Origin of the sequence: Tenacibaculum caenipelagi (assembly GCF_004363005.1) — a bacterium.
Classification (GTDB): Bacteria; Bacteroidota; Bacteroidia; order Flavobacteriales; family Flavobacteriaceae; genus Polaribacter; species Polaribacter caenipelagi.
Map to the genome: position 1 here is coordinate 144,570 of NZ_SNYH01000002.1, position 22,582 is coordinate 167,151.

The 22,582-nt window shown below is 32.0% G+C and carries 18 protein-coding genes; 5 read left to right on the top strand and 13 right to left on the bottom strand.

Going from position 1 to position 22,582, the window contains the following annotated elements:
- Window positions 1-122: 122 nt before the first annotated feature.
- Window positions 123-344: a hypothetical protein gene (locus DFQ07_RS04200; RefSeq protein ID WP_133535028.1), complete on the bottom strand. Its 222-nt coding sequence runs from the start codon at window positions 342-344 to the stop codon at window positions 123-125.
- 203 nt (window positions 345-547) lie between these two features.
- Here DFQ07_RS04200 and aspS point away from each other — a divergent pair, with 203 nt between their 5' ends.
- Entirely contained in the window at window positions 548-2,305 is a 1,758-nt protein-coding gene (gene aspS, locus DFQ07_RS04205) for an aspartate--tRNA ligase (RefSeq protein WP_133535029.1), read from the top strand.
- Window positions 2,306-2,420: 115 nt separating this feature from the next.
- Window positions 2,421-3,305, top strand: coding sequence for an rRNA adenine N-6-methyltransferase family protein (locus tag DFQ07_RS04210; RefSeq protein ID WP_133535030.1), 885 nt, complete (start codon window positions 2,421-2,423; stop codon window positions 3,303-3,305).
- Here DFQ07_RS04210 and DFQ07_RS04215 read toward each other — a convergent pair.
- From DFQ07_RS04215 to DFQ07_RS04245, 7 genes are all read right to left on the bottom strand, one after another.
- Entirely contained in the window at window positions 3,297-4,202 is a 906-nt protein-coding gene (locus DFQ07_RS04215; RefSeq protein WP_133535031.1) for a 2OG-Fe dioxygenase family protein, read from the bottom strand. The two genes, DFQ07_RS04210 and DFQ07_RS04215, sit on opposite strands and share 9 nt — an antisense overlap.
- Window positions 4,203-4,206: 4 nt before the next feature.
- On the bottom strand, window positions 4,207-6,099 hold the full coding sequence (locus DFQ07_RS04220) for an AAA family ATPase (RefSeq protein ID WP_133535032.1): 1,893 nt from the start codon (window positions 6,097-6,099) through the stop codon (window positions 4,207-4,209).
- 106 nt (window positions 6,100-6,205) lie between these two features.
- Entirely contained in the window at window positions 6,206-7,015 is an 810-nt protein-coding gene (locus tag DFQ07_RS04225; protein ID WP_133535033.1) for an ABC transporter ATP-binding protein, read from the bottom strand.
- 2 nt (window positions 7,016-7,017) lie between these two features.
- The gene (locus DFQ07_RS04230) at window positions 7,018-7,989 is read right to left on the bottom strand and encodes an ABC transporter permease (protein ID WP_133535034.1); all 972 of its coding nucleotides are present in this window, start codon (window positions 7,987-7,989) and stop codon (window positions 7,018-7,020) included.
- Entirely contained in the window at window positions 7,989-9,524 is a 1,536-nt protein-coding gene (locus DFQ07_RS04235; RefSeq protein ID WP_133535035.1) for a phosphate ABC transporter substrate-binding/OmpA family protein, read from the bottom strand. Before DFQ07_RS04235 ends, DFQ07_RS04230 begins: the two co-directional genes overlap by 1 nt.
- A gap of 21 nt (window positions 9,525-9,545) precedes the next feature.
- Window positions 9,546-10,553, bottom strand: a complete 1,008-nt coding sequence (locus tag DFQ07_RS04240; RefSeq protein ID WP_133535036.1) for a PspA/IM30 family protein — start codon at window positions 10,551-10,553, stop codon at window positions 9,546-9,548.
- Between the two features lies 1 nt (window position 10,554).
- Complete coding sequence (locus DFQ07_RS04245; protein ID WP_133535037.1) at window positions 10,555-11,220, bottom strand: hypothetical protein; 666 nt, start codon at window positions 11,218-11,220, stop codon at window positions 10,555-10,557.
- 922 nt (window positions 11,221-12,142) lie between these two features.
- Here DFQ07_RS04245 and DFQ07_RS04250 point away from each other — a divergent pair.
- Window positions 12,143-13,915: a chloride channel protein gene (locus tag DFQ07_RS04250; protein WP_133535038.1), complete on the top strand. Its 1,773-nt coding sequence runs from the start codon at window positions 12,143-12,145 to the stop codon at window positions 13,913-13,915.
- Here DFQ07_RS04250 and glpQ read toward each other — a convergent pair.
- The 4 genes from glpQ to DFQ07_RS04270 form a co-directional block, all read right to left on the bottom strand.
- The gene (glpQ, locus tag DFQ07_RS04255) at window positions 13,905-14,882 is read right to left on the bottom strand and encodes a glycerophosphodiester phosphodiesterase (protein ID WP_133535039.1); all 978 of its coding nucleotides are present in this window, start codon (window positions 14,880-14,882) and stop codon (window positions 13,905-13,907) included. The genes DFQ07_RS04250 and glpQ overlap by 11 nt on opposite strands.
- Before the next feature lie 6 nt (window positions 14,883-14,888).
- Window positions 14,889-16,382: a YfcC family protein gene (locus DFQ07_RS04260; RefSeq protein ID WP_133535040.1), complete on the bottom strand. Its 1,494-nt coding sequence runs from the start codon at window positions 16,380-16,382 to the stop codon at window positions 14,889-14,891.
- A 109-nt stretch (window positions 16,383-16,491) separates the two neighbouring features.
- On the bottom strand, window positions 16,492-17,544 hold the full coding sequence (locus tag DFQ07_RS04265) for a zinc metalloprotease (protein ID WP_133535041.1): 1,053 nt from the start codon (window positions 17,542-17,544) through the stop codon (window positions 16,492-16,494).
- Between the two features lie 193 nt (window positions 17,545-17,737).
- Complete coding sequence (locus tag DFQ07_RS04270; protein WP_133535042.1) at window positions 17,738-18,766, bottom strand: zinc metalloprotease; 1,029 nt, start codon at window positions 18,764-18,766, stop codon at window positions 17,738-17,740.
- Window positions 18,767-19,178: 412 nt separating this feature from the next.
- On the opposite strand from DFQ07_RS04270, the gene DFQ07_RS04275 reads away from it, so the two are divergent.
- Entirely contained in the window at window positions 19,179-19,880 is a 702-nt protein-coding gene (locus tag DFQ07_RS04275) for a Bax inhibitor-1/YccA family protein (RefSeq protein WP_208107671.1), read from the top strand.
- Between the two features lie 71 nt (window positions 19,881-19,951).
- Here DFQ07_RS04275 and DFQ07_RS04280 read toward each other — a convergent pair whose 3' ends face one another.
- Window positions 19,952-21,163, bottom strand: a complete 1,212-nt coding sequence (locus DFQ07_RS04280; RefSeq protein ID WP_133535044.1) for an aminotransferase class V-fold PLP-dependent enzyme — start codon at window positions 21,161-21,163, stop codon at window positions 19,952-19,954.
- Between the two features lie 92 nt (window positions 21,164-21,255).
- On the opposite strand from DFQ07_RS04280, the gene DFQ07_RS04285 reads away from it, so the two are divergent.
- A complete protein-coding gene (locus tag DFQ07_RS04285) occupies window positions 21,256-22,581 on the top strand; it encodes a serine hydrolase domain-containing protein (protein ID WP_133535045.1) in 1,326 nt (441 codons plus the stop codon).
- The last annotated feature ends 1 nt before the right edge of the window (window position 22,582 follow it).

Below are 22,582 nucleotides of genomic sequence, written 5' to 3' on the forward strand. Positions count from 1 at the left end.
ATTCATTTAATATGTTACAAAAAACTGTAAATTCTATTGAAACTTAAAAAAACACTAGGTGTTTTCAGGAATTAAAAATGAATAAATTTTAAGAGGCAGTTGCTACTTCTTTGAATATCGTTTTACTCTCTCCCTATTGGGTAATCTTCATAAAAATCTTCAAAGGTTTTATCCGTAGTATATTTATCTCGTAGTACTTTGTAAACCATTAATACTACTAGTAATTGACCAATAACAGTAAGTATAAACATCCACCTAAAACCTATATTAGTAAAAGCCAAAGCAGTTAGCACGAATAAAAATACGGTGGTAAAAAACACCAAAAACATAGCTGAACTCCTCATAATAAATATATTACCCTTTAATTTACAAAAAAAACAACAAATAATACAGTTTTATTTCTTCAAAAAAGTAAACTCTTATTTTTTTTGATATTCCTGTTAGGATATTTATTTGAGATAGAAGAAAATGATTAATACTTTATTACTTTTCTGCCTTTCACAAGCAAAGTTAAATCCGTAATTTTGCGCAGCAAAAATTTCAAGAAATGTACAGAACGCATACTTGTGGCGAGTTAAGAGCATCGCACATCAATACTGAAGTAACCCTATCTGGTTGGGTACAAAAATCACGTGATAAAGGTTTTATGATTTGGGTAGATTTACGTGATCGTTACGGAATTACTCAGTTAATTTTCGACGAAGAGCGTACTTCTAAAGAGTTAATGGAGAAGGCAAAAACTTTAGGACGCGAGTTTGTTGTACAAGTAACAGGTACAGTAATTGAACGTCAATCTAAAAATGCGAACATTCCAACAGGTGATGTAGAAGTTTTGGTATCGAACTTAGAAATTTTAAACGAGGCAAAATTACCACCTTTTACTATTGAAGATGATACTGACGGTGGTGAAGATATTCGTATGAAATATCGCTATTTAGACATCCGTCGTAATCCGGTAAAAAACAGTTTAATTTTCCGTCATAAAGTATCGATGGAAGTTCGCAAATATTTATCTGACAAAGGATTTATTGATGTTGAAACTCCGTATTTAATCAAATCTACTCCAGAAGGAGCGCGTGATTTCTTAGTACCTTCTCGTATGAATGCTGGTCAATTTTACGCCTTACCACAATCACCTCAAACCTTTAAACAGTTGTTAATGGTAGGTGGTATGGATAAATACTTCCAGATTGTTAAGTGTTTTAGAGATGAAGATTTACGTGCCGACCGTCAACCAGAATTTACACAGATAGACTGTGAAATGGCGTTTGTTGAGCAAGAAGATATTTTAGAGATTTTTGAAGGAATGACACGTCATTTATTGAAAGAAATCAACGGAGTTGATGTAGAGAAATTCCCAAGAATTACTTTTGATGAAGCGATGCGTAAGTACGGTAATGACAAACCAGATATTCGTTTCGGAATGGAGTTTGGTGAGTTAAACGAAGTAGCACAACACAAAGACTTCAAAGTTTTTAACGATGCCGAGTTAGTAGTTGGTATAGCGGTTCCAGGAGGAAATTCATATACTCGTAAAGAAATTGATAAATTAATCGATTGGGTTAAGCGTCCGCAAGTAGGAGCTTTAGGAATGGTATATGTAAAATGTAACGAAGATGGAAGCTTTAAATCATCGGTAGATAAATTCTACGACCAAGACGATTTAGAAAAATGGGCAAAAGCTACTGGTGCTAAAGCAGGAGACTTAATTTGTATTCTTTCTGGAAAAACAAACAAAGTTCGCGCACAGTTAAGTGCTTTACGTATGGAGATGGCGGAACGTTTAGGTTTACGTAAACCTGATGAGTTTGCTCCTTTATGGGTAATTGACTTCCCTTTATTAGAACTAGATGAAGAAACAGGGCACTACCACGCAATGCACCATCCATTTACCTCTCCAAAACCAGGTCAATTAGCATTATTAGATACAAATCCAGGTGATGTAAAGGCAAATGCATACGATTTAGTGTTAAACGGAAATGAAATTGGTGGAGGTTCTATCAGAATTCACGATAAAGAAACTCAGGCAATCATGTTTAAGCATTTAGGATTTACCGAAGAAGAAGCAAAAGCTCAGTTCGGATTCTTAATGGATGCTTTCGAATACGGAGCACCTCCTCACGGAGGATTAGCTTTCGGATTAGACAGGTTAGTAGCTATTTTAGGAGGACAAGAAACCATTCGTGATTTTATTGCCTTCCCTAAAAACAATTCAGGACGTGATGTAATGATTGATGCACCTGCAACTATAGACGATGAACAATTACAAGAATTAAGCATCAAATTAGATGTTAAGTCTAACTAAACTTGTTTCATTTTCTTACCATAAACTTAAATCCCTTTCTAAAATTTAGAGTGGGATTTTTTAGTATAAAAATAGCAGTTAATTGAATATTTATTAAAATAAGAATTATACACTCATGAATAAAAAATTGTTTGAAGCGGTTATTGATAACTATGAAGATTTAAAATACGGACTTCTAGAAGCACAAACCTTTAATGAATCTCACTTTGGTTTTCCTGAGATTTATTATAAAATAATGGAAAGTGATAATCAACGTGTAAATGCTTTTAAAAAAGCTTTTGAGCTACATAACAACTTTAAGGGTGCTGTAGTTTGTGAAGTAGGTGTAGGCACCTTACCCCTAACCAAATTATACATGCCTTATGTTAAAAAAGCTTATTTAATTGAAAACAATCCAGATTTAGTCCCTTTTATAAAAAGGGAAGTAGCTAAACATAAATGGGGAGATAAAGTAGAGGTGCTTTTTGCTGATGCTTTAACAGTTCAATTACCTGAAAAAGTAGATCATATTATTGGAGAATTAATGAGTATATACTGTGCTAATGAGTTTCAGGTGCAAATCTTTCAACATATGAGGCAGTATTTAAAACCTGAAGGACATTTGTTTCCTAACAGAATTGTAAATTTTGCAAGATTTTGTGAGGCAGAAATTGAAGAAGGTATACAACACTATCCTGTAATGTTTACAAGACACCAACCTATGTTTCTTTCACAACAATTTTTAGTAAATGAAATTGAGTTATTGAAAGAGAAAAAACAAGGTGTTAATTTGAGCTTTTCAGTACCTGTTCTTTTTTCAGGCAAAATAAATGCATTGTATTTAGAGTCTTATGTTGAAATAAGTGAAGGAGCAAATTTTACAGGAACCGATAGCCTGATGCCTCCTACTATTTTAAAAACAACTAATACTCTTGAGGTTGAAGCAGGAGATCTAATTCATATTGATTTTAGCTTCAACTATGGATGTTCGTTAGACAAAATTAGTTGTGTTTTATCTTAAAATTTCAATATCCAAACCAATAATATCACGAACACCTAATTCAGCCTTATTTTTAGGTTGAATAGGTGTAACATAATGCCATAAGTCATTTCCAAAGATTTTTTCCTCTCCTGTATCTGCCTGAAAAGCGAATTCACCTAAATTTAATTCCTTTTTAAATAGGAGCTCTTTAGTGTCTCCTATTTTCTCAAAAATCTGAGTTTCTCCTCCTGTAATATTCTTTCTATTAATTACTAATGCCGAAATTATGTATTGTGCACCATCTTCATGCACTCCTTCAGGCGAATTTTCTCCTTGTATAGTTCCTTGTGTAAGTGTACGCATAAAATGTACAGAAAACTTAAGCTTTTTAATTTCCGTATGAATTATTGCTACCAATTCATACACTTTCTGCAGTAATTCATAAAACAAGTCATGTTCTACCATTTCTTTGTCTGCTTGTTTAAAAACTCTTTGCCAACTTCTAAAATCATCAACATTTTGTGAAAAACCACCATCTAATACTCGTTCGATGTGATAATTATTAGCTTCTTTTTCTACTATAAAAGCGGCTACACTTCGTTGTCTTGTAACAATACCTTTTTGCTTGAAAAAATCCATCTGCGACATTGTTAACTTGAAAGTCCATTGAGTTAAAATTTTCTCATCCACTTTGCCATGAAAATAAGCTTGATGAATTTCTTCTATTTCCTTTATATCTTCAGGGAACGTTGCTTTTAAAAAAGCTATTTGATTTTCTCGTACCAAATACAAATCATCTTCTAAATTTTCAAATAAAGGCTGAAAATAGCCTATAAAGATTTCTTTATTTATATTTAAATCTGAGAGACTAGCTATTCTAATGGGTGATTTAATCTCTCTTTTATGTGTTTCCGATATATGTTGCTCTGTAATCATTTCTTTATTGCTCTTCTTGAAACTGTAAATATTTTTCTATTGTTTGGTTTACTGGCGGTATATCTTCTTCAATAATAGTTTTCAAAACATCCACCGTAATTGGAGCAATACCAACAACTCTGTTCGCTTGGTATTCAATAATTTTTTCAAACAAATTTCTTACAACTCTGGCATTACCAAAATGCTCATTTTTTTCCTCATAAAACTTATCAAAAATAAAGCTTAGTTTTTCACGAGCATCTTCGGTTAGTACAAAATCATTCTTTTTACAGAACAATTCAAAAATATTTAATAATTCACTGGTTTTGTAATGATTAAATGTAAAATATCTATTAAAACGTGACTGTAAACCTGGGTTTGAAGTAATAAAATCTTTCATTTCATCAGGATAACCAGCTACAATTACCACCAGCTCTTTACGGTGATCCTCCATTTTTTTTAATAGCACTTCAATAGCCTCATTTCCAAAATCTTGTTTGTTCTCTTTCGCTAAAGCATAAGCTTCGTCTATAAACAATACTCCATTTAAGGAAGAATTGACTATTTCTTCTACTTTTAATGCTGTCTGACCAACATAACCCGCTACCATACCACTTCTATCTGTCTCTACAAGATGTCCTTTTTCTAAATATCCTAAATGTTTATATATTTTGGATACTAAACGAGCCACTGTTGTTTTACCTGTTCCAGGAGGCCCCATAAACACAGAATGTAGTGCGTTATTTACTGTTTTTAAACCTTCTTTTTCGCGTAGCTTCTGAACTTTTAAAAAATTTGTTAACTCTTCAATAGCTACTTTTATAGGTTCCAAACCTATCAATTCATGCAACTCATCTAAAACATCCTGTAATGTTTCATTTTCATCAACCTCTGTAAATTTAACTCCTTGAAGACTTTGCTTAGGATGAAGCAAACTAGTATTAATTTCTTTTAAAACGCCTTTCTCTTCTTCTGAAACAGTTCCATCTGCTTTTGTAATTAAAGAGGCTATTCTGTATAAAAAAGACGTTGATTTTGTGAAATGATTGTTGTTGAGTTTTTTAAGAATAAGTGGTAACAAAAATTCGTTCTTGTACGTATCCCCCAAATCAAAAAGTCTTGCTTTTTGAATAATCTGAATATTTTTATCAAAACTTGAAGAGGTAACAAAAGTGTTAATTCTTTCGATTGTAAGACTGCTAATTATGTCATTACCCTGAAGTTTTTCAAATAAAAAAGCGAGCAAAAACTTAACCTTTAAAGTAGATTCATCTTTTTGGTTATGCAACACAAAAGTTTTATTATACACTTTTATGAGATCTTGTAAAATAACATGTTCTGCCTTAAACTCAATTGCTTCGTCTGTCTTTTGAACTATGGTATTGATAATTTCAGAAAAATGTTTGTTTTGATTTAAGTCTTCAGCTAAGTCTTGTAATTTTTCTCCTTCTTCTTTTAAAACCTCAAGAAAACCATAATCTATGACATAGTCATTCTCTTGATTTTCTTTTTGATTTACAAACTCTTTAAATTTATTGGTAAAATAATCTAGGTTCTTTTTTTCTTGTTCTTGCTTCGCTAATAAATCTTCTAAAAGCTGCTTTAATTTACTTATATGTTCTTCTGGAAATTGATTAAAATAAGTATTATTTAATGCTAAGATTTCTAAAGGAAATACTGTGCTTTTGGTATGAATATTTTTTGTTGTAACTATAAAATCAACATAATCATGCTCTTCTTTAGAAATATATATTAGTAAAACATCTTCTTCTTTTAGTTTTAATCCAGAAAAAAAATTAGAAAGACTTATTATTTTAAGTGGATTTAGTGTTTTTCCTTTTCTAAAAAAAAATCGCTCTTTCTCTTCTAATTTTAAAAAAAAATGATCGACAATTTTAAACTGCTTTGAGTTGTACATAGCTATTATTATATATTTACTTATTTTAGAGTGTAATCTAATTAATTATGGTTACCTATAACCCACTCCCTACAAAGCTCTTTTTGAAAGACATACAAAAGTTATACTAATGCTCCGTATCTATTTGCATCATGGTATCTTCTACTAAATGAACTAATTCATCAAAATGCGCCATTCTTTTAGTATCTCTGTTACGGTTAAATGGCAAATCGACATTAATATGCTTAACAAAATTAGATGGAGCATGCTTCATGATATAAATATCATCAGCCAAATAAACTGCTTCTTGAATATCATGAGTTACAAACAAAATGGTAGGGCTAAACTTCTCCCAAATACCTATAAGTAAATCTTGCATCTGTAGCCTTGTTTTTACATCTAAAGCTCCAAAAGGTTCATCCATTAATAAAATTTCAGGATTAGACATTAAACTTCTAGCAATAGCTACTCTTTGTAACTGCCCTCCTGACAGGTTAGGATATTGAGCAAACTTTTTTTCATGCCCATCTAGCCCTACCAGCTGAATCATTTCCATTGCTTTTTCATCTCTTTCTTTCTTGGAAACACCTTGAAATTGTAGCCCTAACCCTACATTTTCCAAAACCGTCATCCATGGTAATGATGAATATTGCTGAAACACCATGCTCACTCGGTTCTCTTTACTAACAGGCTTTCCTTTAACTAAAACTTTTCCTAAAGTAGGTTCTTGTAACCCTGCTATATATCTTAATACTGTAGATTTACCACAACCTGACATTCCCAGAATAACACAAAACTGCCCCTGCATTGGTTTGTCTTCAATTAATAAATCTAGGTTCTCTATAATTTGTGTTTTTCCATTGTTATATGATTGATGTACTCCACGGAGCTCAATAATATTTTGTGATTGTGGGTTATCAAAAAAATCTAATGCCATACTTAATGCTTATTAGTTTTATTAACGTGTTTAAATGGAAAAAATATTTTATCTATCATTACAAATAACCTGTCTTGAAGTATACCTATAATTACAATAATAATTAGAATAGCAAATGCCTTATCTATTCTACTTTGTCTTTTTGCAGTCCAAATTAACTCTCCTATTCCACCTCCTTTATTTAACATTTCAACAATAGTAATATAAGTCCAAGAAATAGCTGTTAACACACGAATGTCATCAATCAACTTTGATAAAACGTAAGGAATGTATACTGTTTTAATAGTTTGCCAAGTTGATGCCCCTAAAGTAAATACTGTATTCAAATAGACTTTTTGAACCTCATCAATTCGTTGCACCACAACAGGTATTAAATAGACAATAATACCAAAAGCTAAAAAAAACACTTTCATTTCGCTTCCTAAACCTAGCCACATTATAAAAATACCAGTTACAGCTGTTAGTGGTATAAAACGATACGAATCAATTATTCTACTAAATAACCCACGAAATAGTGGTACTAATCCTAATAGAAAACCTATAGGAATTGCTACTAATATTGCCAATAAATAACCTAACACATTCAATTTTATAGAGAAAAAAGTATTCCCTATTACATCATCATCTTTATTTAACTCAGGAAATGCCTTAATTACTTTAATGGGTGATGGTAATAAAGGATAAACTTTATTCTTTATCAATCCGTATTGATTTAATTCTTCTTGACTTAAAATTTCAAGTTTATCATAATTTGCAACTAAAGTAGAATCATTTTCATAATACAGTTTATTCTCTTCCTTTAATGATGATATCTTTATAGACTCACTTTGTGTTACCACTGTTTTTGCCAAAACTTCGGCCATCAAAAACCAAACTAAAACAAGAATTACGCCTCCTAATACGGTAAGCGTAATTTTTTGTTTGTATTCTAGTTCTCCCCGTAACTCAAATAACTTTTTAAAACTGTTGCTCATTAGTCTACTACTAATTCAAAGTCAGTTCTTCTATTCTTAGCTCTACAATCAGCATCTTGGTTTCCTTCACAACCCGAAATAGGTTTGTCAGGACCGTTTCCTATGATTATAAATCTATTTTTAGGCATGTTATGCTCTGCTATCAAATAATCAGCAACCGATTGTGCTCTTTTCTTTGACAGAACTATATTTGAATTTCTATTACCAACATTGTCAGTATTCCCTTCAATTCTAATTCTTGCATTGGCAAATGCTCTAGCTATTGAAGTAAATTGAACATCAATTAACTGCTTTGCATTTTCGCCTAACTTGTATTGCCCTGTATTAAATGATATTCTTACTTTTTTTGAAGACAATGATTCCTTCTTAGCTAAATCATCACTAACAACCGTAAATTCTTTTTGTTTTTCAGCTATGTGATTAGCTCCTGTCAGTGATGTTGTTTTTGATACTAAATCTTTGGTAGAGAGCAACCTCCAACTCTTAGCTCCAGATGTACTGTATCCTAAATCATTATATTTTACTTTCATTTTATTATAAAGGTCTTCTCCTGTAACACCATTATAATTTTGATTTAACCCAAAAAAGTTTTCATTATCTCCATGAGTAGCCAATCGAACATTATTTATTGCGTCATAACAAAAGTCTTCTGGTTGTGACAATCCTTCTGCTAAAATTTTAGCTGCTTTTTTCTTATTAGCATCAGAGTTGTTTAATTCTGAAGCTCCAATCATCCATCCTTCATACAAATCACGTAATTGGTCTTTATGTGTTTCTATAAATTCTTTCTTAGCTACAAAAACATCCGCAATAATATGTGTAGCATTTTTGGTACTTTCTAATACTCTTGAACCCGCTACTTTACTAACACAATCTGCATCATCTGGACTCCATACAACAGCAGCATCAACAGTTCCGCTTTTAAAAGCATCTGCAGCATCAATAGCACTAGGCACCTCGATTATTGATACGTCTTTTGGTGTTAAATCTCCTGCTTCTAACAACCAAATTAAAAATGAGTGAGATGGGGTCATAGGCGCTACAGCAATTTTCTTTCCTTTTAAATCACTTACCTTATTTATTCCTCTTCTTGCTACAATTGCATCACCTCCACGGCTCCAATCTGCTTGAAATACTACTTGAGGTTCATATTGAGCTAATCCGGCTACCTCAGTTGGAAATGCATCAATAGTTGCCCACATTAAATCTATGTCTCCATTTTTAAAAGCATCTCTTGATGCATCAAAATCGTCAATTACTTTAAAATTAACCTTAAAACCATAGTCTTTATAAAATCTTGAACTTGTATTTGCCTTAAACCCTTCATTAAAATATTGTCCTCCTGCATACCCTCCCCAGGTTACTACTCCAATATTTAAAACATCATTATATCCGTCCTTAGAACTAGATGCAACTTCACTTATTTTTTCTTTTACTTTTGGGTCTCTTAGCTTATTTAATAAGTAGTACACCCCTCCAATTATCACTACTACAATTAGAATTTTTGATAATGGAGTTAACCTTTTTCCTGCCATAATTATTAGTTTGATTTGATGTTAAAAATTAAATAAATCTGAATATTGATTATCTTGATTATTTCTGTTTTGCTTTAATATTGGTGCGTCTAAATCAACAGTATGACTGTCATTAACCAATAAATCTTTTTGATTTCCTAAAATTAAGGACACTCCTTCTTTTTCCCATTTCGCGAGTAATTCTAACCCTTCCTCTTCAAAAATTCCGTTTTGTAAGTCTATAGAATCCATAAAACTATTAGACATTTCCATAAAGCGTTCCATTTCTCCAATCTTCATACTCACATCATCAGCAATAGCTTCTAATGCTCTATCAAACATTTCTTTCTTGTCAGAATTTCCTGCAATTATATTCATTGCTGATTTCATTGCTGAATGACTTGCTCTAATTGCTTTTCTTTCCTGTTCTTTTACTATTACTTGGTCTTCTATATCCTCTAACAAAATTTCAGAATTTTCATACATTTTGGCAAGTACTCTGTATAAAATTTCCATCTTCCTATACAGTTCGTCAAGCTTTATATTAGATTCTTTTAATCTACCTGCTTTTCTAGATTTAAGAATCATAATTCCTTTCTTATCTTTTTCTTTTGCTGCGCTTGCTAACTTTAGGTTATTGTTTATACTTCTATTATTGTCGTCCATTATTTGTTGAAGCTTTCTCATTTGCCCTTTTAAAACGGCAATTTGCTTGTTCATTTTCTTTAAGTTATTTTTTAGATCATCAACATAACTCTTTAAAATCCCTATAGGGTCAATTTGAATGAAAAGCCCCGTTAACCAACGCATAAAAGATTTATACATATAGAAGATTAGCGTCCGCATTTTAGGATCCAAAATCATATAAATGACAGCTCCTAACACTGCCAATAAAACGCCTAAATACAATGTATTTTCTACTATTGTAATAAGATAAGGAAGCACCTTATACAAACCATATAATGCCCCAGCTCCTATAAGTCCTGTAAACAAAATACCTGTTTTACCCTCTGGTCTTTCCCAAAACGATTTTGGTGTCAAATTTTCCATATTACTTCAAATATTGCTTCATTTTTTCGATATCTTGTTCTAATTGAGTACGTAAATGCAAATGTGATAATCTAAAATCATTTTTTGTTTTATCTATTTTCATTTTACTTTCATCTACAGTTTTTCTCAACTCAATAATTTGAGATTGGTGTTTTGCTATTTCTTCTGTTAATTGCTTAATTTTTTCTGATTTCTCTCCTATGATACTTTCAAACTGACTAATTTCCTTTTCCTTGTTTCCTACTTTAGAAATTAGTTGCTTTTCAAAAGCCTTTAAAAAAGTATTATTCTCACTATCTAACACTTTAATATAATGAGCTGTAGAATCAATAAGTTTATCTAAAGTAACTCCCATTGTTGAAGCCGTTGCAAAAGTTGAACGATATTTCGTAGCTTCCTCCATGGGTATTTTCTCTAAAGCTTTTAATGCTTTTTTGAACTCTAAATAATCAAAACCTTCTAAATTATTTTTTTCAATTGCTTGAAGTAATTTTTCTATAATTTCGCTATCTATCTCACCAGCAATAGTTTTCTTCTGATTTTCTAACGAACTTACTTGTTTTTCTTTTGTTTGTTCTTGTGAAGACTCTTTCTTCTTTTCAATAGGCTCTTTCTTTTTATCAGACTCATCATCTGTAATAAATAATGATTTTAAATTTTTTAACATAGTATACATAGAATTTCAACAAATCTAAAAAAAAATAACGACGTAGTACGGATCAAAGATTTCTGCTATTTAACAAGTTTGCTCCACCCTATTTTTAACAATACTAAAAGAACTATGAAAATAACAAACAGATGTGTAAGACCTCCTATAAAAAACACTCCTATAAAAATTCTTTGAATAAAATATGTTAGAAATAAAGTTATTAGTATTGTTGTAAACAATCCTAAAAGTCTATCAAACCCAGGAATCTTCTTTAAAGTTATTGTTTTATGAATAACTAATAATAAAACAATCATTGCTATTAAAGGCAAGTAATACACAACAATCGGTAGGTTTATTAAATTTTGTTTCAGAAAGAAAAGATTATAGACTACTAAAATAAAGGATAACATCCCTGGGGTTGCTATTGCATATACTAAAATTGTATATAGATATGTTACAGGCGATTTAAAATTGTTTTCATGTACTGATAATAAACCACATAATGAAATTACCAATAGAACCAAATAATAATTTATTATAACCTGTGAGTTATTACTAAGTAAGTTTATAAAATCCTGTATTGTCATCTGTACTATAAATAGAGTATTTAGGTAAAATTAACTATATATTAGTATTCATCTATAACAATTTGTTACTTTAATTTTATCATTTTTTTTTCAAAGTATTATTGAATACAACGAACATTCGTAAAAATTAAGCATCTAACTTTATTAAGAGTGAAATGAAGTAATCTCACTTTTAATGATCGATTTAACCATAATACACATTGTGTTTCGTAATGATTAGTAAAACACAAACCCCACACTAAAATTAGTTTGGGGTTTTCTTTTATGTAAAAACTCACAACATTTCTTAATAAATTATATCTTTAATTATTCATAGCTAGTTTTTCATATATCAACTAAGAATCTAATACACAATGCTATCATCAAAAGAGATTTATAAAAGAATACTTATTTGGAGGTATAAATATATTTCCGAACGTCAATTTGTTTATGTATTAAGTGTTTTAGTTGGTTTCTTAGCGGGTATTGGTACATTAATTCTTAAAAACTTCACCTTCTATCTTCATAATATTTTAGAAGATGGACTTATTAGAGACTACCATCACTCTCTATATTTTATTTTCCCTATCATCGGGTTATTCTTGTTATACTACATAAAAAAATATCTCATAAAAAAAGATATTGGCCATGGTATTTCTACCACATTACAATCTATTTCTAAAAAAAACGGAATCATAGAGCAATACAAAATTTATGCGTCACTTATAACGGCTCCAATTACAGTTGGTTTTGGAGGTTCTGTAGGATTACAAGGACCTGCAGTAAGCACGGGAGCTGCATTAGGTTCTGGAGTAGCTCAATTGTTTCATATGAATATGAGAACCCGTATGCTATTAATTGGTTGTGCAACTGCTGGCGCTATGTCTTCTATGTTTAAAGCTCCAATTGCAGCTATTATTTTTGCGTTGGAAATTTTTAGTTTAGATCTAGCTTTTGCTTCCTTAGTTCCACTATTACTAGCATCAGTATCTGCCGTAATTACTTCCTATTTCTTTTTAGGAAAAGATGTTTTGTTTAGTGTAAAATTGCAAGAAGCATTTGAGATTAATGATTTGGCTTTTTATGTGATTTTAGCTGTATTTACAGGATTCTCTTCAGTATATTTCTCAAAAATCTACTTTCAAATCATCAACTTTTTTAAAAAATTCAATCCCTTTAAACGACTAATTTTTGGGGGAATTGCTATTGGGTTGATGCTTTTTTTAATTCCTCCATTATTTGGTGAAGGGTATGGAATTATAAATAACTTATTATCAGAAAATGCTGGTAAAGCTTTAGAAAGCATACATTATAATATCAACTTTGAAAATGTATGGATGGTCATCCTTTTTCTATTAATTATAGGTGTTTTTAAAGTTATTGCCATGACAACCACTTTTGCTGCTGGTGGAGTTGGAGGAATTTTCATTCCAACACTAGTAATGGGAAGCGCTTTAGGGAGTGTAACTGCAAAAATTATCAATCAATTTGGATTTGACGTCTCTGAAACTAATTTTACTTTGATTGGCATGACTGGATTAATGGCCGGAGTTTTACACGCTCCCTTAACTGCCATTTTCTTAATTGCTGAAATTACTGGTGGTTACGATTTGTTTGTTCCGCTTATGCTAGTTTCTGCTATTTCATACGCTATTACTAAATACTTTGTATCAAACTCTATTTATACTATTGAGTTGGCTGAGCGTGGTGAATTAATCACACATAACAAAGACAAAAATGTGATGATGATGATGAAAATGAACCAAGTTATTGAGAAAAATTTTATTAAAATTCATCCTGAGATGAGCCTTGGTCAAATGCTAAAAGAAGCAGTATCAAAATCGAAACGAAATATTTTCCCAGTAGTTGATGATGAAAATAAATTTATGGGAATCGTTTTGCTAGACGATATTCGACCTATGATGTTTAACCAAGAGTTATATGAAACCACTACAGTAAAAGACATCTTAAAAATTGCTCCTGCTATTATTTTTTACAATGATACTACCGAAAAGGTAATGCAAAAATTTAAAGAAAGCGGTGCTTGGAATTTACCCGTTATTAAAAACGGGGTGTATGTCGGCTTTATTTCTAAATCAAAACTGCTTTCTGTTTACAGAAAAAAATTACTAGAGGTTACTGTATAGCTAAATATTGTACCATCTTATCAGGGAAATCTGTAAATGCCCCATCAATATTGGCTTCAAAAAACAAGACTTGTAGCATTTCTTCAAAAGATGAAAACTCATCTAGTTGATCTTCTCTAAATGTATAGGGATGCACCTGTAACCTCAGTTTATGAGCATCTTCAACTAAAGTTGTAAACTGCCACTTACTCCCTACTTTTTTATCTAAAATTTGTTTATACCAAGGCCCCAGTCCATCAGCATAGGTTGCATAATAGGGTAACTGCTCTACTTCTTCAGGAAATTCAATTAGTTGTACTAAAAACAATTCCGATTGTAATTCAGTACGAACTCGTTCTAACTCCTTTGCATCAAAACACTGGAATATACAGTTATCTTTTTTCGTTTTATAGCCATATTCTGAAAGAATCTTCAAGGTAATTTTAGCAATATCTTTTCCATGTTGATGATGAAACTCTGGATTTTTAATCTCAGGATAAATCCCGATGTTTCTACCCGTTGATTGATTCAATCCTTGAATTAATTCTATTTCTTGCTGAAAAGAATGCAGCTTAAAACTCCCTTTTCCTTTCGGAAATCGGTTTGGATATACTTGTGTTCCTGTTTTTGGATTGAAGCGCTCAGTTACATTCAATTGCTGTAATTCATCAAATGTAAAATCAATTACATAAAAGCGACCGTTTTCTCGTTTCCTTTCAGGAAATTTTTCAGCAACATCGGTAACATCATCCAACTCAATATCATGAATAACAATAGGAACATCATCTTTACTTAACACCAAGTCTTGCTCTATATAATCAGGATTCATCGCATACGCCATAGTTTTGGCTTCCATAGTATGTTCAGGTAAATAGCCAGACGCTCCTCGGTGAGCAATGACAATTTTTGTATTCATATTCGTTGATTTTTTTGCAGGAGTACACCCAAAGAAAACAGTTAATAAAATAAGAGAATATACTCTATGCATTTTTTTCTAAAAATATACCTGAATAGTCAGTACAATCATCGTAAAAACAGTCAAAATGATTACCAATGGAATGACAAACTTCAGCCACTTATCATATCCTACTTTCACAATCGCTAATGACGCTAAAATTAACCCCGTAGGATTGATAAAAGCAAATAATCCCATCCCATATTGATATGCATTTACAATAACTTCTCTACCTATCCCAACAGTATCTGCTAACGGAGACATAATTGGCATTGTTAATACAGCCATACCTGATGAACTTGGAATGAAGAATGATAAACCTGAATAAATAAACAACATTACATTGGTAAAAACTCCCTTTGACATTCCAGTCGTAAACTCACTAGCGTGTTGTAAAATAGTATCGCTTATTAAACCTTGTTCCATTAAAACAGATACACCACGAGCTATACCAATAATAAAAGCAACTCCTAACAAATCATTTGCTCCTTTAATAAATGTGGTTACAAAGTTTTCTTCTTTCATTTTTGCTAAAAAACCTATTAAGATGGCTCCTATTAAAAATACCACTGTCATTTCTTCGAACCACCAACCTAAACGTGAAACACCATAAATCATGATTACAAAACACAAAGCAAAAATGGTTAAAATGATACGTAACCTTCCTGTTAACGTATGGGTATTCGAAGTAGCATTACCAAATAAGTTTTCAATCATTTCTTTTTGATCATAAATAATAGATTTTGAAGGATCTTTTTGAACTTTATTGGCATAACGTAAGATGTAAATCACACAAATAATAATTCCACCGATAAGCATAAGCAATCTTCCTGTAAAACCTGTTGTCCAATTAATACCCGCTGCATCTGAAGCTATAATCACACTAAATGGATTTACCGTTGAACACATGGTTCCTATAGATGATCCTATGTAAACACAAGCCAAAGCTACTATGGCATCGTATTTTGCTGCTAAAAATATGGGTATTAATATCGGGTAAAATGCAATAGTCTCTTCTGCTAAACCAAAAGTAGTCCCTCCCGCTGCAATCAATGTAGTAACTACAAATATTAACCAATATTCTTTTCCTTTTAAAGTTTTGGCTAACCAAGCTATTCCAGCATCAAAAGCTCCTGTAAAATTCATTATCCCTATAATGCCTCCTAAAATTAGTACAAATAGGATAATATCTGACGATTGAATAATTCCTTTAATAGGCGACTTGAAAAAATCTAAAAAACCTTGAGGTTTTGCGTCTAATTGGGTATACGTTCCTGGCACACTAATCGGTTTTGAAATATCTCCATTAGTAAATTTATCTAACGGAATTTTAATTCCTAAACTTTCTAATGTTTCTTGACTTGCAGCTATTATTTTCTCTTCCTCTAGATGTAAATATGTGAATGAATTACTGCTTTTTTGATACTGCAATGTATCAAACTTACCCGCTGGCACTAACCAAGTTAAAATGGCTACAAATCCTGCAATTAGCAATAAAATAGTATGTGGCGTAGGGAATTTTATATTCTTCAAAGTAAAAATTATTTATTCCATAAAAGTAAAAAAAACCGAGAGATGTGCATCTCTCGGTTTCATAATAATTGTAATAATTATCGGGAACGTCTTTAAAAGACTTTTCTTTCTAATTAATCATAGAAGATCGAACTCCTCCTGGAGCAAAAATAGCTCTCATTCTGTTACGTTGACCATCAGTAAACATATACATACAAGCATCATCAGTATAATCCATGTAGTTCATAGTCATATCAGCAGACTTACAACTAACATCAGGATATGACGGGCACCCATAGTTTGCAGAGTCTGAAGATGGAGTATCTTCTACGAAATCGTCTTGACGACATCTTCCATCACCCCAAATATGACGTAAATTTAAATAGTGCCCTATCTCGTGAGTTAAAGTCCTACCTAAGTTATACGGAGCCGCTGAACCTCCTGGTAAACTAGAGTGTAGTATAACAACACCATCTGTTGCTGAGTTTCCTCCTGGGAATTGAGCATATCCTAAAATACCTCCACCAATATTACACACCCAAATGTTTAAGTGAGTTTCTGGAGTAATTGGTGGGTATGCTTGTTTAACTGCATCTCTCGTTCCCCATTCTGATCTAGAATCATTGTGTCTAAAAGTACCTGCTAGCGTAAAAGTAATTTCTGTGTTAGTAGCATCGTTAATAAAGTTAGTTGCCCCAGATGGAAGTTGATTTGTATTTGGGCTCGTAAAGTCACTATTAATCACATTCATTTGAGATTGAATGTCTGAATTACTTACTTGACTTGCATCTGGCAATACTACATGAAAATAAACAGGAATTGAAATATTCAATCCATCTTCAATAGGTTGCACATCTACATCGGTGTCTCCACCTCCATTATTTCCTCCATTTCCACCTCCTGGTGTTCCATCTGGTTTTTTACTGTTTAAAAATTTCCTAGTAGCATATTCAACATCATACATTTTCTTATATAATCCTGGATTTTCTTGAAGTTGGCGGTTTAATACCCTCATAGAATAACATTGCTCAGAGCTGCCTTTGTGAGAAAGTTCTTCAGTTTGCACGTAGAAGTCACTCATATCAATTGCCTCTTGCGCTGGTAATGCTTCGTTTTTAGAATTCTCTTGACAGCCTATAAAAGCTCCCATTATGACTATTAGTCCTAAAAAAAGTTTTTTCATAATTATTCGTTTTTTAAAAGGTTAGTTATTTGTGTCTACAAGATACCATTTTTAACCTTAAAATAAAAGTAAAATACTATATACCAAATAATTACAACTTAAACCCAAAAAAGCCAAGAGATTTAAATCTCTTGGCTTTTGTAAAATAATTATAATAATTATTGAGAACGTCTTTTGAAAAGACTTTGGTTTTCTAGTTAATCATTGAAGCTCTAGCACCACCTGAAGCAAAAATAGCTCTCATTCTGTTACGTTGACCATCAGTAAACATGTACATACAAGCATCGTTTGTATAGTCCATGTAGTTCATAGTCATATCAGCTGATTGACAATTTACAGTAGGATATGATGGACATCCGTAGTTTGCACCGCCAGAAGATGGAGTATCAGCTACGAAATCGTCTTGACGACATCTTCCGTCTCCCCAAATGTGACGTAAATTTAAGTAGTGACCAACTTCGTGAGTTGCAGTTCTACCTAAGTTATATGGAGCAGAAGAACCACCTGGTAAGCTTCCTGCTAATAACACTACACCATCAGTAGAAGAGTTACCTCCTGGGAATTGAGCATATCCTAAAATACCTCCCCCTATTTCGCATACCCATACGTTTAAGTGAGTTTCTGGAGTAATTGGAGGATAAGCAGCTTTTACAGCATCGTTAGTTCCCCAAGAAGACTTAGGATCATCATGTCTGAAAGTACCTGCTAAAGTAAATTGAATTCCTGTATCAGTTGCATCATTGATAAAATCAGTAGCTCCTGAAGGAAGTTGATTTGTATTTGGATTACTAAAATCGTCATTTAACACATTCATTTGTGCTTGAATTTGTGTATTTGACACACTGTTTGAGTTAGGTAAAACAACGTGTACATACACAGGAATGTTAATAATTCCTAATCCGTCTTCAATCGGAGCTACATCAACATCTCCACCTCCAGATCCGCCTCCTGGCTTCCCTTTTTCAGCAGATACTTTTCTTGTCGCATACTCAATATCATACATTTTCTTGTATAATCCTGGGTTTTCTTTAAGTTGACGGTTTAAAACTCTCATAGAGTGACATTGCTCAGAACCACCTTTATGAGAAACTTCTTCAGTTTCTACATAGAAGTCGCTCATGTCAATTGCTTCTTGAGTTGGTAATGCTTCGTCTTTAGCATTTTCTTGACATCCTACTAAAACAGACGCCGCCACAGCTAGTGTTAAAAAAATTCTTTTCATGTTGTGAAAAATTAAAAAAAATTAGTTAATTAAAAATTGCTTTAAGCAATGAACTTTGCTAAAAAACTTTTGACAACTACTTTGTGTTATTAATAAAGTTGCCAAATTATTGCTATTTTAATAACAATATGAAGGGTTTTTTAACGATTTGCAATATATAACTTTTTTCCAAAGTTAAAAAAAAGTTAAAAAAAAGTTAATTCCTTAGTATTCATCACTTCTAAACAAGCCTTTTATGAAATTTTCATAACATTAAATTTTAACAAATAGATTAAAAAAACGTCAATTTTAAACAACATTAAATAAAAAATCCAAATTTTTAATAATCGTTTATTGAATTATTTTCACACAAAAAAAGCAATTCCAAAATCAGTAAAAAAATATATATTTACCCTTAACTTAAAAATTAATTATGGAAAACTCATTTAACCAAAAAGTACTTGTTGCACATGTTTCAGAAGCTGATAGAATTTCTTTTTACAAAAAAACTTACGCACATGTAGCTGGTGGTGTATTTTTATTCATTTTGTTTGAATATTTATTTTTACAAAGTGCTACTATAGTAGAATTTGCCTTGTCTATGACGCAAGGATATAAATGGTTGTTATTGTTAGGTGGTTTCATGTTAATTACCAATTATGCAGAAAGTACAGCTCTTAAAACTTCTGATAAGAACCTGCAATACTTAGCCTATTCTGGATATATTTTTGCAGAAGCTTTTATTTTTATTCCATTGATTTACATTGCAATTACTTATACCAACAATTTTGAGATAATTAAACAAGCCGGTATTGTTACTTTAGGGTTATTTGCAGGCATTTCTTCAATCGTATTTATTACGAAGAAAGATTTTTCTTTTATCAGAGCTGGTTTGTCAGTTGGATTTTTTATCGCTATCGCATTAATTATTGCAGGAGCTTTATTTGGTTTTAACTTAGGGTTGTGGTTCTCAGTTGGAATGTGTGTATTAGCTGCAGGATCAATTTTATACCAAACATCTAACTTAGTTCATAAATTCTCTACAAATGATTACATTCCAGCAGCACTAGGCTTGTTTGCTTCTTTAATGTTATTATTCTGGTATGTATTACAGATATTTATGTCGAGAGATTAATAAAAAACACCATATAACAACTAAAAAAGCCTCCAATTGGAGGCTTTTTTTATAACTACTTTTTTTGTGTTTTAACTTAACATCATTTGAGCTTTTTTTACTGCACTTACAAGTACATCGACCTCTTCTTTGGTATTATAAAAAGTAAATGAAGCTCTTACTGTTCCTGGAATACAGTAAAAATTCATAATAGGCTGCGCACAGTGATGTCCTGTACGAACTGCTACTCCTAATTTATCTAAAATAGCCCCAACATCATACGGATGAATTCCATCCAAATTAAAAGATATTACCGAGGTTTTATCACTAGTTCCGTAGATTTTTAGTCCTTCTATTTTTTCTAACTCTGCTGTCGCATAAGCTAATAATTCATTCTCTTGTTGTTGAATATTATCAAAACCAACCGAATTCATATAATCTATAGCCACACCAAAAGCAATACCTCCACAAATATTTGGGGTTCCTGCTTCAAACTTATGAGGTAAACCAGCATAGGTGGTTTTTTCAAAAGTAACGGTTTCTATCATCTCTCCTCCTCCTTGATATGGTGGCAATAACTCAAGTAACTCTTCTTTACCATACAACATTCCAACTCCAGTTGGTCCACACATTTTATGAGCTGATGCAACATAAAAGTCAGCATCTAATGCTTGCACATCTGGTTTTACATGTGGAACAGCCTGTGCTCCATCAATCAACACATAAGCTCCAAATTTGTGTGCTGCATGAATAATTTCTTTAATCGGATTGATCGTTCCTAAAGCATTCGAAACATGGTTACAAAAAACTAGTTTTGTTTTAGGATTCAATAATTCATGATATATATCCATACGCAAAGAACCGTCTTCATCCATAGGAATCACTTTTAAAATTGCTCCTGTTTTTTCACACAACATTTGCCAAGGCACAATGTTAGAATGATGCTCTAATGCTGAAACGATTACTTCATCCCCTTCATGTAAAACTGATGCAAAACCAGAAGCCACAATATTAATTCCATGTGTTGTTCCTGAAGTTAAAATAATTTCATACGAATGTTTTGCATTAAAATGTTGCTGAATCTTAATTCGTGCTTCTTCGTATTTATCTGTAGCCTCTTGACTCAGGGTATGCACTCCTCTGTGAATATTAGCATTGTAATTAGTATAATAATCAACAATAGCATCTATAACTACTTGCGGAGTTTGCGAAGTTGCTCCGTTATCTAAATACACTAATTTTTTTCCGTGTATTTCTCTATTTAAAATAGGAAAATCTGCTCGAATTTTATCTACAGTAAACATATGAAAGTCAAATTTACCGCAAAGGTAGGGCTTGCATTTCAAATACAAACATCAAATAATTAAATTCTTACATTTGTTAAAAACAGGGTTAAATGAAAAAAATCAAAAGAGTACTTATACTATTTTTAATCACCTTAGGTATTGTCGTTTTCTACAATTATCCGAAGCTAAACATTCTTGCTGGGTATTCTGCAAAAAACACCGCTTCTTCGGTATTTCTTGCAGGGAGAAGTTTAGAATTTACTGATGCAAATGATAATAATTTTTCTCCTATTAATATCACCTCTGATGAAATAGATGTTAAAGAAAAATCTGCTACGGGCTCAGTTTATGGATTACTAAAAAGGAAAGCAGTATATAGAGAAGGACTGGGAGCTGTTTTAGTTACAAGTGATTTTGATATCACAAAACCTCAACTCACCCCAAAACGGTCGAAACCAAATCATACAATACCTTTTCCTTATGGAAACGCAAATCATAAAGACACGATTTTTCCGAATATAGATTATAAAAAATTAAATGAAACCATTGATACTATTTTCAACAATAGAAATAAAATACGTTCAGTTTTGGTAGTATATAAAGACAAAATTATAGTTGAAAAATACGATACAGGTTTTACCAAAGAATCAAAGCAATTAGGATGGTCTATGACTAAAAGTATTACCGGTACGTTATTCGGTATTTTAAAACACCAAGGTAAAATAAATCTAAAAGCCAATAACTTGTTTCCAGAATGGGAAAATGATGACCGTAAAAACATTACGATTCATAATTTATTACAGATGAATTCAGGATTGGAATGGAACGAGGATTACAATACCATTTCTGACGTTACAAAAATGTTGTTTTTAGAAAAGAATATGACCAAAGTTCAAGTGAACAAGCCTTTAATAGGGAAACCAAACGAAACTTGGAATTACTCTTCTGGAACCACCAATTTATTATCAGGGTTTTTACGTAAGCAGTTCAATAGTCAACAAGAGTACCTCGATTTTTGGTATAGTGCCTTAATTGACAAAATTGGCATGAACTCTATGGTTGTTGAAACCGATATGAGCAATCACTATGTAGGTTCGTCATATGCTTGGGCTACTGCAAGAGATTGGGCTAAACTAGGTCTATTATACTTACACAATGGTGAATGGAACGGAGAGCATTTGTTTGATAAAGATTGGGTAAGCTACGCTACAACCCCTACTCCAACTTCAAATGGTAGGTACGGTGCCCAAATTTGGTTAAACAAAGGTGGTAAACATCCTGATGTTCCTAAAAATATGTTCTCATTTAATGGTTATAAAGGTCAAAATGTGTTTATTTTGCCAGATCAGGATTTGGTAATCGTTCGTACAGGACTTACCAAAAATGTAGATGTAAACACCTTGTTAAAAGGAATTATTGAGTCAATTAAAAACTAAA